General features: G+C 60.1%; 16 protein-coding genes. 15 read left to right on the plus strand and 1 reads right to left on the minus strand.

Translation table 11 applies throughout. From position 1 onward, the window contains the following. The first annotated feature begins 15 nt into the window (after positions 1-15). The 6 genes from surE (at position 16) to rlmD (ending at position 6,478) form a co-directional block, all read left to right on the plus strand. Positions 16-774, plus strand: coding sequence for a 5'/3'-nucleotidase SurE (gene surE, locus GSQ93_RS04830; RefSeq protein ID WP_158934465.1), 759 nt, complete (start codon positions 16-18; stop codon positions 772-774). After that, entirely contained in the window at positions 771-2,012 is a 1,242-nt protein-coding gene (locus GSQ93_RS04835; protein WP_158934466.1) for a protein-L-isoaspartate(D-aspartate) O-methyltransferase, read from the plus strand. The genes surE and GSQ93_RS04835 overlap by 4 nt, the downstream gene beginning before the upstream one ends. A 5-nt stretch (positions 2,013-2,017) precedes the next feature. Next, entirely contained in the window at positions 2,018-2,995 is a 978-nt protein-coding gene (locus GSQ93_RS04840; RefSeq protein WP_158934467.1) for a peptidoglycan DD-metalloendopeptidase family protein, read from the plus strand. Positions 2,996-3,006: 11 nt separating this feature from the next. Further along, positions 3,007-4,101 carry an RNA polymerase sigma factor RpoS gene (rpoS, locus tag GSQ93_RS04845; protein ID WP_158934468.1) on the plus strand — a complete coding sequence of 365 codons (1,095 nt, stop codon included), beginning with the start codon at positions 3,007-3,009 and terminating at the stop codon, positions 4,099-4,101. Positions 4,102-4,152: 51 nt separating this feature from the next. Continuing rightward, a complete protein-coding gene (locus tag GSQ93_RS04850) occupies positions 4,153-4,929 on the plus strand; it encodes a 3'-5' exonuclease (RefSeq protein WP_158934469.1) in 777 nt (258 codons plus the stop codon). Positions 4,930-5,116: 187 nt separating this feature from the next. Continuing rightward, positions 5,117-6,478 (plus strand): 23S rRNA (uracil(1939)-C(5))-methyltransferase RlmD, encoded by a 1,362-nt coding sequence (rlmD, locus tag GSQ93_RS04855; protein WP_254073759.1) that lies wholly within the window; start codon positions 5,117-5,119, stop codon positions 6,476-6,478. A 107-nt stretch (positions 6,479-6,585) separates the two neighbouring features. On the opposite strand, the gene GSQ93_RS04860 is transcribed toward rlmD, so the two are convergent. Next, on the minus strand, positions 6,586-7,284 hold the full coding sequence (locus GSQ93_RS04860) for a Bax inhibitor-1/YccA family protein (protein WP_031356430.1): 699 nt from the start codon (positions 7,282-7,284) through the stop codon (positions 6,586-6,588). Positions 7,285-7,692: 408 nt separating this feature from the next. Between GSQ93_RS04860 and ndk the strand changes: the two genes are divergently transcribed. The 9 genes from ndk to hfq all read left to right on the plus strand — a co-directional run bounded on the left by ndk (position 7,693) and on the right by hfq (position 17,939). Then, positions 7,693-8,118 carry a nucleoside-diphosphate kinase gene (gene ndk / locus GSQ93_RS04865; protein ID WP_089163832.1) on the plus strand — a complete coding sequence of 142 codons (426 nt, stop codon included), beginning with the start codon at positions 7,693-7,695 and terminating at the stop codon, positions 8,116-8,118. 99 nt (positions 8,119-8,217) lie between these two features. Then, the gene (rlmN, locus tag GSQ93_RS04870) at positions 8,218-9,360 is read left to right on the plus strand and encodes a 23S rRNA (adenine(2503)-C(2))-methyltransferase RlmN (RefSeq protein WP_158934471.1); all 1,143 of its coding nucleotides are present in this window, start codon (positions 8,218-8,220) and stop codon (positions 9,358-9,360) included. A 213-nt stretch (positions 9,361-9,573) separates the two neighbouring features. Further along, the gene (locus tag GSQ93_RS04875; RefSeq protein ID WP_158934472.1) at positions 9,574-10,755 is read left to right on the plus strand and encodes a helix-turn-helix domain-containing protein; all 1,182 of its coding nucleotides are present in this window, start codon (positions 9,574-9,576) and stop codon (positions 10,753-10,755) included. 253 nt (positions 10,756-11,008) lie between these two features. Beyond that, positions 11,009-12,328: a flavodoxin-dependent (E)-4-hydroxy-3-methylbut-2-enyl-diphosphate synthase gene (ispG, locus tag GSQ93_RS04880; protein ID WP_158934473.1), complete on the plus strand. Its 1,320-nt coding sequence runs from the start codon at positions 11,009-11,011 to the stop codon at positions 12,326-12,328. 6 nt (positions 12,329-12,334) lie between these two features. Continuing rightward, positions 12,335-13,681, plus strand: coding sequence for a histidine--tRNA ligase (gene hisS, locus GSQ93_RS04885; protein WP_158934474.1), 1,347 nt, complete (start codon positions 12,335-12,337; stop codon positions 13,679-13,681). Positions 13,682-13,782: 101 nt separating this feature from the next. Further along, positions 13,783-14,412 (plus strand): tetratricopeptide repeat protein, encoded by a 630-nt coding sequence (locus tag GSQ93_RS04890; RefSeq protein ID WP_158934475.1) that lies wholly within the window; start codon positions 13,783-13,785, stop codon positions 14,410-14,412. A 161-nt stretch (positions 14,413-14,573) separates the two neighbouring features. Beyond that, positions 14,574-15,713 (plus strand): outer membrane protein assembly factor BamB, encoded by a 1,140-nt coding sequence (bamB, locus tag GSQ93_RS04895; RefSeq protein WP_158934476.1) that lies wholly within the window; start codon positions 14,574-14,576, stop codon positions 15,711-15,713. A gap of 500 nt (positions 15,714-16,213) precedes the next feature. After that, the gene (gene der / locus GSQ93_RS04900; protein ID WP_158934623.1) at positions 16,214-17,551 is read left to right on the plus strand and encodes a ribosome biogenesis GTPase Der; all 1,338 of its coding nucleotides are present in this window, start codon (positions 16,214-16,216) and stop codon (positions 17,549-17,551) included. A gap of 151 nt (positions 17,552-17,702) precedes the next feature. Continuing rightward, positions 17,703-17,939 (plus strand): RNA chaperone Hfq, encoded by a 237-nt coding sequence (gene hfq, locus GSQ93_RS04905; RefSeq protein WP_031356421.1) that lies wholly within the window; start codon positions 17,703-17,705, stop codon positions 17,937-17,939. Positions 17,940-17,958 lie beyond the last annotated feature (19 nt).

The following is a 17,958-nucleotide window of genomic DNA, read 5'->3' on the forward strand; positions in this document are numbered from 1 at the left end:
GGTTACAATCGTCGAATGCGAATCCTACTCAGCAACGACGACGGTTATCTGGCACGCGGCCTTAACGTGCTGCACGCGGCCATGCAGCCGCTTGGCGAAGTCACGGTGATGGCGCCCGAGCAAAACTGCAGCGGCGCTTCAAACTCACTGACGCTGTCGCGGCCTCTCACCATTCACACTGCGGCGAATGGTTTCAATTACGTGAACGGCACGCCAACGGATTCGGTGCACATCGCGCTGACGGGCATGCTGGCCGAGCAGCCGGATCTGGTTGTATCAGGGATCAACAACGGCCAGAACATGGGCGAGGACACGCTGTATTCCGGCACGGTCGCCGCAGCCACCGAAGGATTTATGTTCGGCGTGCCGGCCATTGCGTTTTCGCTGGTCGGGCGCGACTGGCTGCATCTGGAGGACGCGGCGCGCGTGGCGGCGGAGATTGTCGCGCACTATCTCGCGCACCCCATGCCGGGCCATCCTCTGCTCAACGTAAATATTCCGAGTCTGCCTTATGGCGAGATGGGCGAGTGGCGCATTACGCGGTTAGGCAAGCGTCATCCATCGCAACCGGTTGTCCGGCAAAGCGATCCACGCGGTAATCCGATCTGGTGGATCGGGCCGTCCGGTGACGCGCTCGACGCAAGCGAAGGTACGGACTTTCATGCGGTGGCGAACGGCCATATCTCGATCACGCCGCTGCAACTCGATCTGACCCACACCAAACTGCTGCCCGCCACGCGCGAGTGGGCTGAGGCACGGAGCCGCCGTTCATGACGGACGAACGCGCGAAACGCTTTCCGCTGGCGCTCGCCGATCTGGTGCGCGAGCCACGCAAGGCGACTGCGCGTCCTGATGCGCGCAGCAAACCGGTATTGAAGGCGATTTCGGGCGGCAGCGGTGTTTTGAAATCCGCGGCGGCCACCCACAAGGCCTCAGCAGCTGCCCCGAAACTGGCGGGCGGAAGGGCAGTGAAACCGTCGGCCGGTACGCATCCCGGCATGAAGGCGACTACGGCGGCAAAACCTGAATTAAAGGCGCTCGCGGGTAACACTGCGGCGCGAGGCGCGGCGGGAAGTCCGGCTGCATCGACGGGAGATGGGCATCGTGCGGCCGCAAGATTGCATGCCGCGTCGAAGCCTTCCACGGTCGTCGCACATCATCAGCCCGGCGCGCTGCGTTCGGGTGCGCGTCCGAACGAAACGCGCGATGTTCAGCCAAGGTCCAGGACGCAGCTGAAGCCGGAGCCGAAATCGAACGCGCAAGCTGTGAATTTACAGCCAGCGAAGTTAAAACCGGCGCCGCAGCCGGCGGTCAAATCGAACGTCGTCCGACAGTCTGCGTCACAGGCCGGGCAGCAAAGCACGCATGCGCTGACATCGGAACGCGTGCGTGAGCGCATGGTCGAACGGCTGCGTGCCAACGGCATAACGGACGCACGCGTGCTCGCCGCCATGGCCGCGGTGCCGCGCCATATGTTCGTCGATCCCGGACTTGCCACGCAGGCTTATGAGGACGCTGCGCTGCCGATCGGTCATCATCAAACGATCTCGAAGCCGTCGGTGGTCGCGCGGATGATCGAACTGGTCGCGGCCGGACGCACGCTCAGGAATGTGCTGGAGATCGGCACGGGCTGCGGTTATCAGGCGGCTGTATTGTCGCAGGTTGCAACGGACGTGTATTCCATTGAACGGATCCGGCCGTTATCTGAGCGCGCGAAGCTGAACCTGCGACCGTTGCGCGTGCCGAACATTCGTCTGCATTACGGCGATGGCCGCCTCGGATTGCCGGCGGCCGCGCCGTTCGACGCCATTGTGATCGCTTGTGCCGGGCTTGACGTTCCGCAGGCGTTGCTCGATCAACTCGCTGTAGGCGGCAGACTTGTTGCGCCCGTCGGATCGCAGACGGCGCAAGCGCAGATACTGACACTCGTCGAGCGCGTTTCGCCCACTCAATGGCGCGAGTCGCAGCTCGATCGGGTTTTCTTTGTACCCTTAAAATCCGGAGTGATTTGACACCGATGAGTATGTTGCGTGCTAAACGAGAAGTGAGCGCGAACCCCGGTCTGTCGGTGGTTCAGCGCGGTGTATGCGTCGTGGCGCTGTCCGCACTGGCCGCCTGCGCGACCCGGATGGACCAGGCGCCCGTTGTCGACCGGACTGGGTCCGCTATCGGCACGCAGGCGGCCCAGGATGGAGCGGTGTTGCCACCGGGTCCGCCGCCGCCAGGTTACTACCGGGTAAAGCCGGGTGACACCCTATACCGGATCGCACTGGAAAACGGCCAGAATTATCGGGATATCGCGTCGTGGAACAACATGACGAACCCGAACCAGATCGAAGTCGACCAGTTGCTGCGCGTGGCGCCTCCTGGCGCTAACCTCGCGGCGGCAACACCGGGCGTTTCTACCGCTCCAATTGTCGGCGGTGGCGTGCAGGCTCAGCCACTCAATAATACGTATGGAGCGAATACGTCGACTGTACCGGGTGCAAACGGCAGCGTGCCGCCTGCGCCTAATTACGGCACGTCGTCCGGCATGGGCGCAATGCCCGGCACGGTGGCGCCAGGACTGGCCATGACGCAACCGCCGGGAACAGGTGTCGACAACGGCACGGCCGCGGTTCCGGCTGCGCAGCCGGCGTTCATCTGGCCGGCGCGCGGACCGATCCTCGGCACGTTCGACGAAGCGAAGAACAAAGGCTTGAACATTGGCGGCGCAACCGGAGATGCGGTCAACGCGGCAGCCGATGGACGGGTCGTCTACTCCGGTAACGGTCTGCGCGGATACGGCAATCTCGTCATCATCAAACACGACGCAACTTTTCTTACCGCGTACGCACATAACAGCGCTTTGATGGTAAAAGAAGGAGACGCGGTGACAAAAGGGCAGAAGATCGCCGAGATGGGCAACAGCGATTCGGACCGCGTGATGTTGCATTTCGAAGTGCGCCGGCAGGGGAAACCTGTCGACCCTCTGAAGTATTTGCCGCCGCAATAAGCGAAGCCATCATGCCTAAATCGAAGCGCCAGCCGCCGCAAGCCGAGACTGAGACAATCAGCCGACCCACGCAGACAACGGTGGAAGACGGCGCTTCGAGTCAGGCAGACGAATCTGAAGGTGAAACGGCTGAGGCCGAACTCGATTCAGACGAAGAGAGCGGCGCGAGCGGCAAGGATGCCGCCGAGGGTGCGGCTGATTCCGTTCCCGACGTCGACGACTTCAAGTCTATTTTGCAGGCCGAACTCACGGCCGACACAATCCAGCATTACCTGAACCGCATCAGCGTGAAGCCGCTGCTGACCGTCGAGGAAGAGCAGCGCTATTCGCGGCTGGCGAAAGCCGGCGAATTCGAAGCGCGCCAGGTCATGATCGAGCGCAATCTACGGCTCGTGGTCAGTATCGCGAAGGGATATCTGAATCGTGGTGTGCCGCTGCTCGATCTGATCGAGGAGGGCAATCTCGGTTTAATGCACGCCATCGAAAAATTTGATCCCACGCGTGGTTTCCGGTTTTCGACCTACGCCACATGGTGGATTCGGCAGAGCATCGAGCGCGCGATCATGAATCAGGCGCGCACGGTGCGCTTGCCTGTTCATGTGATTCGCGAACTCAATCAGGTTCTGCGTGCGAAACGTCATCTCGAAAAAAGCTCGGCGAATTCGACGGCGGCCATTGCGCCGGACCGACGCGACGCGAGCATTGATGACATCGCGCATCTCACCGGCAAAACTCCCGAGGAAGTGACGGACATCCTCGCGCTCAACGAACACACGGCGTCGCTTGATGCGCCGCTCGATCTCGATCCGGCGAGCAGCCTGCTCGATCTGCTGTCCGACGACGCAAGCCAGTCGCCGGATTCAGAAGTTCAGCATCGCGAACTGGAAACGCTCACGAAGCTGTGGCTTTCCCGTCTCTCCGACAAACACCGGCACGTGATCGAGCGCCGCTTCGGCCTGAATCATATTGAGCCGGCCACGCTCGAAGAGTTGGCCGACGAAATGGGCTTGACGCGCGAACGCGTGCGCCAGATTCAGCAAGAGGCGCTGGTCCGGCTCAAGCGTTTCTTCGCATCGAACGGTGTGCGAAAAGACGCCGTGCTCTAGCCGCTGCGTCGCTCCAGCAACACGTCCTTGCAACGCTGTCCTTAAAAAATAATGACACCCATTCTCGTATTCGACATCGAGACGATTCCCGATGTCGACGGTATTCGCCGTCTTGACAGTCTCCCCGCCACGCTGACCGACATCGAGGTCGCGGAGCATGCGTTTGCCGCGCGCCGCGAAAAGGTGGGCAACGACTTCCTGCCGCACCATCTGCAACGCATTGCCGCTATTTCGTGCGTGTTTCGCGATAACACGGGGTTTCGCGTGCGTTCGCTCGGCACGACGACCGATTCCGAGGCGTCGCTGATCCAGTCGTTTTTTCGCGTGATCGAAAAATATACGCCGCAACTCGTTTCATGGAATGGCGGCGGTTTTGACCTGCCCGTGCTGCACTACCGCGCGATGGTGCATGGCGTGACGGCGTCCCGCTACTGGGACCAGGGCAACGACGATCGCGAGTTCCGCTACAACAACTACATCAGCCGTTACCACGCGCGTCACACGGACCTGATGGACGTGCTCGCGATGTACCAGGCGCGCGCGAACGCGCCGCTCGATGCGCTTGCCAAGCTCTGCGGGTTCCCGGGAAAGCTGGGCATGGACGGCGGCATGGTCTGGCAGGCGTACTCGGAAGGACGGATAGAGGAAATCCGCAATTATTGCGAGACGGACGTGGTCAACACGTACCTGATGTACTGCCGCTTTCAACTGATGCGTGGTGGGTTTTCTCCTGAAGAGTATGCCGACGAGATCAGTTTCGTAAAGAATGCACTCGCGCTTGAGCCAGCGTCCCATTGGGCTGAATATCTGGCGGCGTTCGACAACTGAGCACCGCGCCGGGGCGCTCCCGGCATCGTCTACAATCTCGCCTTCGTTGCTCTTTTTCGGGGTCTTGGCCCCGCTTTTCGTTAGTTTTCAACTTCCCGATTGTTCACTTTTTTCACATTAGCCAGGAAGTCCGCAGGTGTCTCACGCTCGAAAAAAATCGCGTAATCGCTGGAATCCGCCCACTCGAATTGTTCCTCTGGACCCGTCGGCTGCGCCCCTTGAGATCGAAATTAAATCGCTCGATATGGAAGCCCAAGGCGTCGGCCGCGCGATGGCCGAGGACGGCTCGGAAGGCAAGGTTATTTTCGTGGAAGGCGCGTTGCCGGGCGAACGCGTGCTGTACGCGAGCTTTCGCAAGAAGGCCGCATTCGAGCAGGCGCTGCTAATAAAAATCCTGCGCGAAAGCGTCATGCGCACGCGGCCGAAATGCGCTTATTTCAGTAAATGCGGCGGCTGCTCCATGCAGCACCTCGACGTGCGGGCGCAGATCGCCGTCAAGCAACGCGTCCTCGAGGACAACCTCCAGCACATCGGCAAGCTCCACGCGGAAACGATCTATCGGCCGATTCACGGGCCGTCGTGGGGATACCGCTATCGGGCGCGGTTGGCTGTGCGGCTGATCGCGGGAAAGGGTGGGGCGTTGGTGGGTTTCCACGAGAAAAAAAGCAGTTTTGTCGCCGATATGGAAACGTGCGAAGTCCTGCACCCGAATGTATCGGCACTGTTGATGCCGCTGCGTGTGCTCGTCCGCGATTTGTCAATTCGCGACCGTGTGCCGCAGATCGAAGTGGCCGTGGGGGCCGAGGTAACCGCACTTGTGCTGCGAATTCTCGACCCGTTGACGGCAGCGGATGAAGCGCTGGTACGCACTTTTGCCGATGCTCATAGCGTCCAGTTCTGGCTTCAACCAAAGGGGCCGGAGACGGCATACCCGTTTTATCCGCTCGGGCAGGAACTGGCTTATACGCTGCCGGAATTTGGCATCCGCATGCCATTCAAACCGACCGATTTCACCCAGGTCAATCATCAGATCAACCGGGTACTTGTCAGCCGCGCGTTGCGGCTGCTGGGCGCGCAGCGCACGGATCGAGTACTGGATTTGTTTTGCGGTATTGGCAATTTCACGTTGCCACTCGCGCGCGTAGCGCGCGAGGTGGTGGGAATCGAGGGGAGTGCGGGCCTGACAGAACGTGCGCTGGAAAATGCCAGGACAAATGGCGTCCATGAGCATACGTCGTTCGCCTGCCGAAACCTCTTTGAGATCACTGCGGACGATTTTCGCGCGCTCGGTCCCTTCGACAAGATTCTTATTGATCCACCGCGTGACGGTGCGCTGGCGGTATCGAAGGCGCTGGGGGAGATTGCTCAGAGCGGCGAGGGTGTGTTGCCCAAGCGGATTGTGTACGTCTCCTGCAATCCGGCAACACTTGCACGCGACGCGGGCGTGCTTGTGCGCGATGCCGGTTATCGCATGAAAGGCGCGGGTGTGGTGAACATGTTTCCGCATACATCGCACGTCGAATCGATTGCGCTGTTCGAGCGCGACTGAATGCTCAAGCTTTGAATCCCCAAGATTTCCGAGCATAAAAAACGGGTATAAAAAAACCGGCCTTCTAAGAGGCCGGTTTTTACGAGCGAAGCATGATTAACGCGCAATCAGTTCCGGTTGCCGCCAAAGATACCGAGCAGCATCAACAGGTTCGTGAATACGTTGTACAAATCCAGATAGATCGCGAGTGCGGCGCTGATGTAATTCGTTTCACCGCCATTCACCACGCGCTGGACGTCAAACAACATGTACGCCGAGAAGATCACGATAGCCAGCACCGATACCGTCAACATCAAGGCCGGCAGGTGCAGGAACACGTTCGCAAACGCGGCCAGCAGCAACACCAGTACGCCCATGAAGAGCCACTTGCCGAGACCCGAAAAATCGCGCTTGCTGACGGTCGCAATAGTCGCCATGGCAGCGAAGATCACACCCGTGCCACCAAACGCCATCATGATGAGCTGCGGCCCGTTCGTGTAGCCGAGAATGAAGCTAAGCAAACGCGACAGCATCAGGCCCATGAAGAACGTGAACCCGAGCAACACAAAAACACCGATGCTGCTGTTCTTGGTGCGCTCAATGGCGAACATGAAGCCGAAGGCGATTGCCATGAAGGCGATGAAACTCATGGCCGGGCTGGTAGCCGCGAACAGGGAGAAGCCCGTCGCTACGCCGACCCAGGCGCCCAATACGGTTGGGACCATGGACAGCGCGAGGAGCCAGTAGGTGTTCCGTAGTACGCGGTTGCGGGTTTCGGACGACGTGACGCTACCGCTGCGGCCAAAACCGTAAGGGGATTCGTTCATGGTTGCTCCTTGCCTAAACTTGTGTAAAGCCAACTGGTTCAAAACACCGGCTCAATTGCCGTAAAACGCCGCCACTGCTGTGCGAAAAACAAGACTTTTATCTGTCACGCGGATTCGCTCGATGATTTGCCGCGAAAACCTTTAGCTGCATTGTACGCTTTCGGCCCGAAGGGCCTTCCCAGGCGAAATATGCGTCTATCTTGCGCCGAATTCAACGATGCTGCTCTGCAGCATCAAGATCGCTAAAATTACCGCGCATTTCATACCCACGCTGCGATCCGCACTGCAATTCATTCTTCGGCTTTATGCTTACGAAGTAGTAAGGTTTCCATCGCAATCATACAACGCTTCGTGCTATAATTGTCGATTCATTTATATTCGTAACCCGTTCATTTTTTGGAGTTTTTCATGGCGATCGAGCGCACCCTGTCGATTATTAAACCGGATGCAGTGGCAAAGAATGTGATCGGCCAGATCTACAGCCGTTTTGAGCAAGCTGGCCTCAAGATCATCGCAGCTCGCATGGTCCATCTGTCGCGCGCTGACGCGGAAAAGTTCTACGCGGTTCACGCTGCACGTCCGTTCTTCAAGGACCTGGTCGAATTCATGATTTCCGGCCCCGTGATTATCCAGGCGCTGGAAGGTGAGAACGCCATCCTGACCCATCGCGACCTCATGGGCGCAACCGACCCGAAGAAGGCTGACAAGGGCACGATCCGCGCAGATTTCGCCGACAGCATCGACGCTAACGCGGTGCACGGTTCGGACGCGGCTGAAACCGCACGACAGGAAATCGCTTTCTTCTTCCCCGAAGTGAACGTCTACTCGCGTTGATTCGGGAGTAGATTTATCGCAGGAATTGGCGCGAAATGGCTGGAACGCGGCTCAGAACGCGTTCCATTTTTCGCTCAGCAAGGAAATGGCAGAATTGAAATGACAGCTGCAACAGTCAACCTTCTGGATCTCGACGCCGCCGGGCTTGTCGCTTATTGCGACAGCCTGGGCGAAAAGCCGTTTCGCGCCAAGCAATTGCAACGCTGGATTCACCAGTTCGGTGTCGACGATTTCGACGGCATGACGGACCTGGCGAAATCGCTGCGTGAGAAGTTGAAAGGGCGGGCAAGTCTTGACATGCCCGCTATCGTGCGCGATCACGTGTCCACCGACGGCACACGCAAGTGGCTGATCGACGTGGGCAATAGCAACGCAGTCGAAACCGTGTACATCCCGGAAGAAAATCGCGGCACGCTGTGCGTTTCGTCGCAAGCGGGGTGCGCTGTGAATTGCCGGTTTTGCTCCACCGGCAAGCAAGGCTTTTCGCGCAATCTGAGCACGGGCGAGATCATCGGCCAGTTGCGCATGGCTGAATTCGCGTTGCGCGCGTCTAAGGCCGGTACCTACGGCGCGCCGAACAACGGCAAGGCTGACCGCGTGGTAACCAACGTCGTGATGATGGGCATGGGCGAACCCCTGCTCAACTATGACGCCGTCGTGCCGGCCATGCGGCTGATGCTCGACGACAACGCGTACGGACTGTCGCGCCGCCGCGTGACCTTGTCAACCTCGGGCGTCGTGCCCATGATGGACCGGCTCGGCGCGGATCTGCCGGTCGCGCTTGCTGTGTCGCTGCATGCGCCAATCGATTCGCTTCGCGACATGCTGGTGCCGTTGAACAAGAAATATCCGCTGCGTGAATTGATGGCCGCATGCCAGCGTTACCTGAAGGTTGCGCCGCGCGATTTCGTTACGTTCGAATATTGCATGCTGGACGGTGTGAACGACAGCGAAGCGCACGCACGCGAGCTGGTTGCGCTGACACGCGATGTACCGTGCAAATTCAACCTGATTCCGTTCAATCCTTTCCCCGAGTCCGGTTTGACGCGTTCGAGCAATGAACAGATCAAGCGGTTCGCGCAGGTGCTGATGGACGCTGGTGTCGTGACAACCGTGCGCAAGACGCGCGGTGACGACATCGACGCGGCATGCGGACAGTTGGCCGGCGAGGTTCAGGATCGTACGCGGCTAGCCCAACGCATGGGCAAGGCCGCGAAGGTGATCGAGGTTCGCGCCGTCTGAGTGTCGGGCGGGATGGTTGCGCTGCCGACCTGCAGCGCCTCATTCGACGGAAAAACCGGAAAATTCGGCAATAAATGCTAGAAGGCGGCACACAATGCCGTGCATTTTGTTATAAAGCCGTCTGCGACGCCGACTCGGTTGTGTCCGCGGTGGCGCTAAGGTCAGCAACGAAGCTGAACAGCGACAAAAAAGAATCAATGCGAGGAAATTGGGATGAGTGAGCCGCAGCACCCGACGCCTTTCGGCGCTCATAAAGGTGGCCAATCAGGCAGTCAGGCCGGAGCTTTGCCCGGAAGTCAGCCCGAGAACGCCGCGAGCGCCGGTAGTACCGCGCCGGGCGGCATTCAGCAGGCAGCGAGTCTTGATTCGGTCGCCGCAGTCGGCGCGCGACTTACGCAGCTTCGCGAAGCGAAGAACTGGTCTCTGGACGACGTGTCCGCGCGGCTGAAGGTGTCGCCGCAGAAACTCCGTGCGCTCGAGAGCGGCGATCTCGGCCTTTTCCCCGACCGGAATTTCGCGACGGGCATTGTGCGTAGCTACGCGAAAATAATGGGCGCCGATCCGGCTCCGTTCACCGCCGCGCTGCGTCAGGCAAATGGTCCGGTCGAGCAAAATTTGTCGTTGCCTGCATCCTCGGGTGCGGGTTTGCCGCGCGGCCGCGTGTCGGTCCCGCTGGGCAGTTCGCCGCGACGCCGGTCCTGGTTGTGGGGCGTTGCTGCCGTGATCGTTGCCGTGATTGCGCTCGCAATGTGGCATACGGGTGGAGATTCAGCCGCGTGGTTTGCCCGGCTGAAGGCCAGTGCTAGCGGCGCAACCCTGGCAACGAACAGCGCAACCAGCGCGAGTTCGTCGGCGGCAGCTACCGATGAAGCAACGGCCAATACGGGTTCGGTCGCGTCGGGTGACGCCGTCACTGAAGCGCCGGCGAATGGAGCTGAAACTCCGCCTGCAACGCAGGCAGGTGCCCAGCCTATGCCAAGCCCGCTAGGTACGAACGCGCTTCCCGCGTCTTCATCCACTATTACGGCCGTGCAGGGCGCCGCCGCGCGTGCGCAAAGCGCGAGCGTGCCGGCGGCGAATGCAGTGAAATCCGTGCCATCCGCAGGTGCGGCTATGACGGCGTCGGCGGCTGCTTCAGCCGGTAGTGGCGCGAACGAACTCGAATTGAAGGTGGCGAAAGACAGCTGGTTCAGCGTGCGTCAAAAGGACGGCAAGGAAGTGTTTTCAGGCCTGGTCAAGGCTGACAGCGTGCAACGAGTGGCAGGCGACGCGCCGTTCAAGATCACGGTTGGAAACCGGGCGGGCCTCGATTCGCTGACGTTCGACGGACAACCTGTTGATCCAGCCAAATTTGGCCCTGCGAAGGGCAACGTCGCCCGTTTTTCGCTGCCTTGATTTCGCAGCCCCGAGTCGCCCAAGCGTTCACTCGCGTGTCATTAAGCCCGCGCCGTTACAGGACGCGGGCTTGAACAAAATACGCCCCACGGCGTGAAGGGCTTTGAGGTCGGTTCTCAGCCTTGACACGGAGTTGTGCGAAGATTTCATCAAGGCGTCGCAAAGGTAGCGGCGCCGCTTTTATGTCCTCGAGTCTTATTCATGTCCAGATACGCGTCACCGTGTGATAGCCGGCGGCGCAAAGGGTCTTTCGATGCAATCCGAAGCTCAACACCCCCTTATTGAAAGCAAGATTTGTTCGTCGGAGCCAGTCTTCGGCGGATCGTGGAAACGGCGGGCGTCGCATGCCGTCGACGTCCGTTGGGGCGGACAACTCGTGACAATCGGCGGCGATGCGCCCGTGCGCGTCCAGTCGATGACGAATACCGATACCGCCGACGCCATCGGCACGGCGATCCAGGTCAAGGAACTGGCGCAAGCCGGATCGGAACTGGTGCGGATCACGGTGAATACGCCCGAAGCCGCAGCAGCAGTGCCGGCGGTGCGCGAACAGCTTGACCGGATGGGTGTGACCGTGCCGCTCGTCGGGGATTTTCATTACAACGGTCATACGCTGTTGCGCGACTATCCGGCTTGCGCCGAAGCGTTGTCGAAATACCGGATCAACCCGGGCAACGTGGGCGCAGGGGCCAAACGCGACACGCAGTTCGCCCAGATGATCGAAGCGGCTGCGCGCTATGACAAGCCGGTCCGGATCGGCGTGAACTGGGGCAGCCTCGACCAGGATCTGCTCGCGCGGATGATGGACGAGAACGCGGCGCGTCCCACTCCGTGGGAAGCGCAAAGCGTGATGTATGAAGCGCTGATTCAATCGGCGATCGGGTCGGCGGAACGCGCGGTCGAACTCGGCCTCGGGCGCGACAAGATCATCCTGTCGTGCAAGGTCAGCGGCGTGCAGGACCTGATCGCGGTGTATCGCGAACTGGCCAAGCGCTGCAGCTTCGCATTGCACCTCGGCTTGACCGAAGCAGGGATGGGATCGAAGGGCATCGTGGCGTCGACGGCGGCGTTGTCGGTGCTGATGCAAGAAGGAATCGGCGACACGATCCGGATCTCGCTTACCCCGGAACCGGGCGGCGCGCGGACCGGCGAAGTAATCGTCGGCCAGGAAATCCTGCAGACCATGGGCCTGCGCTCATTCACGCCAATGGTGATCGCGTGCCCCGGCTGCGGACGCACCACGAGCACGTTGTTCCAGGAACTGGCGTCGCAGATCCAGTCGTATCTGCGCAACTCAATGCCGGTGTGGCGCGATCAATTCCCCGGCGTCGAGAAAATGCACGTCGCGGTGATGGGTTGCATCGTGAATGGACCGGGTGAGTCGAAGCAGGCGAATATCGGCATCAGCTTGCCGGGGTCGGGCGAAAATCCGGCGGCACCGGTGTTTATCGACGGCGTGAAGGTCAAGACGCTGCGCGGCGAGCATATCGCCCAGGATTTCCAGCAAATCGTCAGCGAGTATGTGACGCGGACCTACGGCAAGCGCGAAACCGCGCAGGCAGAAACACTTTAAAGACCGATGACTGAACAGAAGAAAAAGCTCGAGAAACTGAGCGGCGTGAAGGGCATGAACGACATCCTCCCGCAGGATGCCGCGTTGTGGGAATTCTTCGAAAGCACCGTCAAGTCGATGCTGCGCGCATACGGCTATCAGCAAATCCGCACGCCGATCGTCGAGCCCACGCAGTTGTTCACGCGTGGTATTGGCGAAGTGACGGATATCGTCGAGAAGGAAATGTATAGCTTCACCGACGCGCTCAACGGCGAGCATCTCACGCTGCGCCCGGAAAATACGGCTGCGGTGGTGCGTGCGTCGATCGAACACAATCTGCTCTACGAAGGCCCGAAGCGGTTGTGGTACATCGGCCCCATGTTCCGTCACGAGCGTCCGCAGCGCGGGCGGTATCGGCAGTTTTATCAAGTCGGCGTGGAAGCGCTTGGCTTTGCCGGACCGGACACCGACGCTGAGATCATCATGATGTGCCAGCGTTTGTGGGACGACCTCGGGCTCTCCGGCATCCGGCTCGAGCTCAACTCGCTAGGCCAGCCGGAAGAGCGCGCGGCGCACCGGAAGGAATTGATCGCGTATCTCGAGCAACATGTTGATGCGCTCGACGAAGAATCGAAGCGCCGTCTGTACACGAATCCGTTGCGCGTGCTGGATACCAAGAATCCGGCCATGCAGGAGATTGCGCAGAACGCGCCTAAGCTCGTCGATTTCCTCGGGCCGGAATCGCTCGCGCACTTCGACGGCGTTCAGCGGTTGCTGAAGGCGAACAACATTCCGTTCAAGATTAATCCGCGTCTCGTTCGCGGCCTCGATTACTACAATCTCACCGTGTTCGAATGGGTGACCGACAAGCTCGGCGCGCAGGGCACGGTGGCGGGCGGCGGCCGCTATGATCCGCTGATCGAGCAACTCGGCGGCAAGGCAACGGCTGCGTGCGGCTGGGCGATGGGCGTCGAGCGCATTCTTGAATTGCTGAAAGAAGAAGATCTGGTGCCGGCGCCGGAAGGAACTGACATCTACGTGGTTCACCAGGGTGAAGCGGCGGCGGAGCAGGCGTTTATCATCGCCGAGCGGCTGCGTGACACCGGCCTGGACGTCATCCTGCATTGCAGCCCCGACGGCACGCCGGCAAGTTTCAAGTCGCAGATGAAAAAGGCCGATGCCAGCGGCGCGGCATTTGCCGTGGTACTGGGTGAGAACGAGCTGGCGCAGGGCATGGTTGGTGTGAAGCCGCTCCGCAGTGCATCGATTGAGACCACGGGTCAAAAGAACGAGCAAGCCACGGTGCCGGTGGAAGACTTGACCGAATTTCTAATCAATGCGATGGTGGCAACCGCCGACGACGGCGCCGACTGAATTGTCGGGCGGCGCCGGGCGGACAAAGCCGTGCGGCGGCCTGAAACAATGGCGTGCAGCGTTGCGCGCGAACACAAAAGCAGTCAAGGAATACGCTGGGCATGAGCTATCACGAAGAACAAGAGTCACTTGAAAACCTGAAAGCCTGGTGGGCGAAATGGGGCAACTCCACGACCTGGATCGTCCTCGCGGTGCTCGTCGTGGCGGCGGGCTGGAATGGCTGGAATTTCTGGCAGCGCAGGCAGGCTACAGAAGCTGCCGTGCTCTACGATCAGGTGCAGCAAGCAGTGGCATCGAGTGACAAGGCAATGGTCACGCGAGCGGCAACGGACATGGAAGACAAGTTCGGCGGCACCGCATACGCGCAGATGACGGCGCTGGCCGCTGCCAAATCGCTGTATACCGCAGGCGACAGTGCAGGGGCTAAAGCCCAATTGCAATGGGCCGCCGATCACGCGAAAGACGCTGAATACAAACAGATCGCGAAACTGCGGTTGTCTTTGTTGCTGCTCGACGAAAAATCCTATGACGCTGGCCTGAAGGTGCTCGCCGACGCGCCGCTCGACGCGTTCAAGGGCGTGGTGTCGGACCGTCGCGGCGACCTGCTGGTGGCCGAAGGTAAGCGCGATGACGCGCGCGCGGCTTACAAGGTCGCGATCGACACGCTGCCGAAGTCCGATACGTCCGCCCGTCAACTGGTCCAGTTCAAGCTGGACGCACTCGGCGGCTAGCGCTTGCGGCCGGCCTTAAGGGCGGCCAGCCGACCTCGTCCTTATGCAGGCGCGTTGCTCACTAGGTTAAAGTCACCGGTTTGCGGCGGTGAATCCAACCTTGGCAAGCATCACGCCGCACACCGATCAACCGATTTCACTTATTCATGTTGCGTCCACCGATGACCTTTCTGAAACGCTACGCTCTCCCGCTCGCTTGCGCGATGACGGTTATGCTCACCGCCTGCGCCACCAAGGACGAGCGCCGCGTACCGACTCCGCTTGTAGACATCAAGCCGGTTCTCACCGTGGAACAGGCCTGGAAGGCGAGCGTCGGCAAGGCCGGGCGTTACCTGTTCTCGCCGGTGGCAGTCGGTGATTTCGTCTACGCGGCAGGCGCCAACGGCACGGTTGCGAAGATCGATGCCAAGACGGGGCAGGACGTGTGGCGCATCAAGCTCAAAGACGATCTGTCGGCCGGCGTGGGCACCGACGGTAACCTGACCGCGGTCGGTGGCCTGAAAGGCAACGTCTACGTACTGGGACCGGACGGCAAGCAACTCTGGACGGCCACCGCGCCGGGCGAAATCATCTCGCCGCCGCTGGTCGGCAATGACGTAGTCATCGTCCGGACGATCGACGGCAAGGTCATTGCGTTCAACGCGCAAACCGGCGAACAGAAATGGATATTCCAGGCGCGCGCTGTGCCGCTCAACCTGCGTGTGGCTGCCGGCATGACGTTCGCCGCTTCCCAGGCAGTCCTGGCGGGGTTCCCGGGCGGTACCTTCGCAGCAATCAATCTGCAGACCGGCGACGCCTACTGGCAGACGCCGGTATCGTTCCCGAAGGGCGTGACTGAGGTGGAGCGTATCAATGACGTCACCGGCGCACCAACGCTGGTGGGTTCGGAAACGTGCGCTGTGACGTTCCAGGGTCGCATTGGGTGTTTCGATGCGAATTCGGGCCGTCCGCAATGGGAAAAGTCGTTCTCGAGCGACAGCGGCCTGGCGCAAGACAATGAAATAGTCGCAGCCGGCGACGACTGGTCGATCGTCAACGCGTTTAGCGGGATCGACGGCGCACCGCTCTGGAAGAACGACAAGCTGAAGAATCGCATGGTCAGCGTGCCGTTTATCCTGGGCCGGGCAGTCGTGCTTGGCGACTATCAGGGTTACGTGCATTTCCTTTCTACGGCAAATGGCGAGTTCGTCGGCCGGGCCAAGACCGACGGCAGCGCAATTACTGCTGCGCCGGTGCTGGCGGGCGATACCCTGGTTATCTTGACGCATGACGGCGGCCTGTACGGTTTCCGTCCGCGCTGATTGGGTGGTTTGAGTTGATCTGACGTTCTGACGAACGTGCCGGTTTTGCCGGCCGTTCGTGTTTTTTCGGACTTTTTTGTTTTTTGAGTCCGCGCCGTGCGAATAGAATCGATTCATCAAGGCCGCGCGTGAAGGATCATCGTGCGGCAAATAAGCGCACAAGTAGCATATAAAGCAGTACAGAAGCAGTAAAGGCAACGGTACAAGTAACAACAGGCATCGGGATTTTGGCAGCAGCTTTGTGCAAGCCGGTCCACACCTTCGGGTGACGGTGCCCGATCGATCATGTCGTTTGGCGGAGCGCTCAGCGCGTTCCACATGCGCTTCAAACGCCATGAACGTGGAACATCGCTGCACGCCGCGGTCGCTCCGCTGGAACCGTGCTAATTTTCGACACATCGCCGGGCCACGCACACTCGCGGCTCGCCGTTTCCGGACTTTTATCCGGCGCGCGCCGGGCCGGAATCATCCGCCTTGCGTTCAACTGTGAACACCATCTGATGAAACCCGTAATTGCCCTCGTGGGGCGCCCCAATGTGGGGAAATCGACGCTTTTCAACCGCCTGACCCGTTCGCGCGACGCACTCGTCGCCGACTTGCCCGGCCTTACCCGCGACCGCCACTATGGCGAAGGCCGGGTCGGTGACCGGCCTTATCTGGTGGTCGACACCGGTGGTTTCGAACCGGTCGCGAAAGACGGCATCCTGCACGAAATGGCCCGCCAGACGCGCCAGGCAGTGGAGGAGGCCGACGTGGTCGTCTTCATCACTGACGGCCGCAACGGGCTCGCGCCGCAGGACAAGGCGATTGCGGACTACCTGCGCAAAAGCGGCCGGCCGCTGTTCCTCGTGGTCAACAAGGCCGAGGGCATGAAGTACAGCGCGGTCGCCGCTGACTTCTACGAACTGGGTCTCGGTGACCCGCGCGCAATCTCTGCCGCGCACGGCGACGGCGTCTCGGAAATGATCGATGATGCGCTCGAGATAGCGTATGCCGGACAGCCGGAAGAAGACCCCGAGGAAAAGGCGGCGCGGGGCGTGAAAATTGCCATCGTGGGACGCCCGAACGTCGGCAAGTCGACGCTGATCAATGCGTTGGTCGGTGAGGAGCGGGTGATCGCGTTCGACATGCCCGGCACCACGCGCGATTCCATCTATGTTGATTTCGAGCGAAGTGGCCGCAAATACACCCTGATCGATACGGCTGGGTTGCGTCGTCGCGGCAAGGTGTTCGAGGCGGTGGAAAAGTTCTCGGTGGTGAAGACGTTACAGTCTATTTCCGACGCTAACGTGGTGATTCTTCTGCTAGATGCACAGCAGGACATCTCCGACCAAGACGCGCATATCGCGGGCTTCGTGGTCGAGCAGGGACGTGCGCTGGTGGTAGGGGTCAACAAGTGGGACGGGCTGGACTCGCATGTGCGCGAGCGCACCAAGGCCGACCTGACGCGCAAGCTCAAGTTCTTGGACTTTGCTAAATTCCATTACGTGTCGGCGCTGGAAAAGACGGGTATCAGCCAACTCATGAAATCGGTGGATGATGCCTACGCCGCCGCCATGGCCAAGTTGCCCACGCCGAAGCTCACGCGCGCGCTGATCGACGCGGTTGAATTCCAGCAGCCGCGCCGCCGTGGACCGATTCGTCCGAAGTTGCGTTATGCGCACCAGGGTGGACAGAACCCGCCGATCATCGTCGTGCATGGAAATGCCCTCGACGCGATCACCGACACCTATAAACGTTACCTCGAAGGCCGCTTCAGAGAAACTTTTGGGCTCGTTGGGACTCCATTGCGCATAGAGTTCCGTTCAAGCGCGAACCCTTACGCGGACAAAGGCTGAATCCCGCGTGCACCAAGCGTTTCGCCGGGTTTTCGACGGCCGTGGCGCGCTGGTATGAAAATGAAAATCGGCTATAGTGTAGCGATTGACGGCGGATCTCTTTTTCTTCGTCGCAATCACGTCAACCTGCAAAAATAATACGGAGTTTGCTATGAGCAACAAAGGGCAATTGTTACAAGACCCGTTTTTGAACGCACTGCGAAAAGAGCATGTGCCTGTATCGATCTACCTGGTCAACGGCATCAAGCTGCAAGGCAATATTGAATCGTTCGACCAGTACGTCGTGTTGCTCCGGAATACGGTTACCCAGATGGTCTATAAGCACGCCATTTCGACGGTCGTGCCGGCGCGTCCGGTGAATTTCCACCCGGATGCAGAAACGCCCTAAACCTCGTTGCGTCCGGTGT

The sequence above is a fragment of the Burkholderia sp. S171 genome (assembly GCF_009766085.1).
GTDB lineage: Bacteria > Pseudomonadota > Gammaproteobacteria > Burkholderiales > Burkholderiaceae > Caballeronia.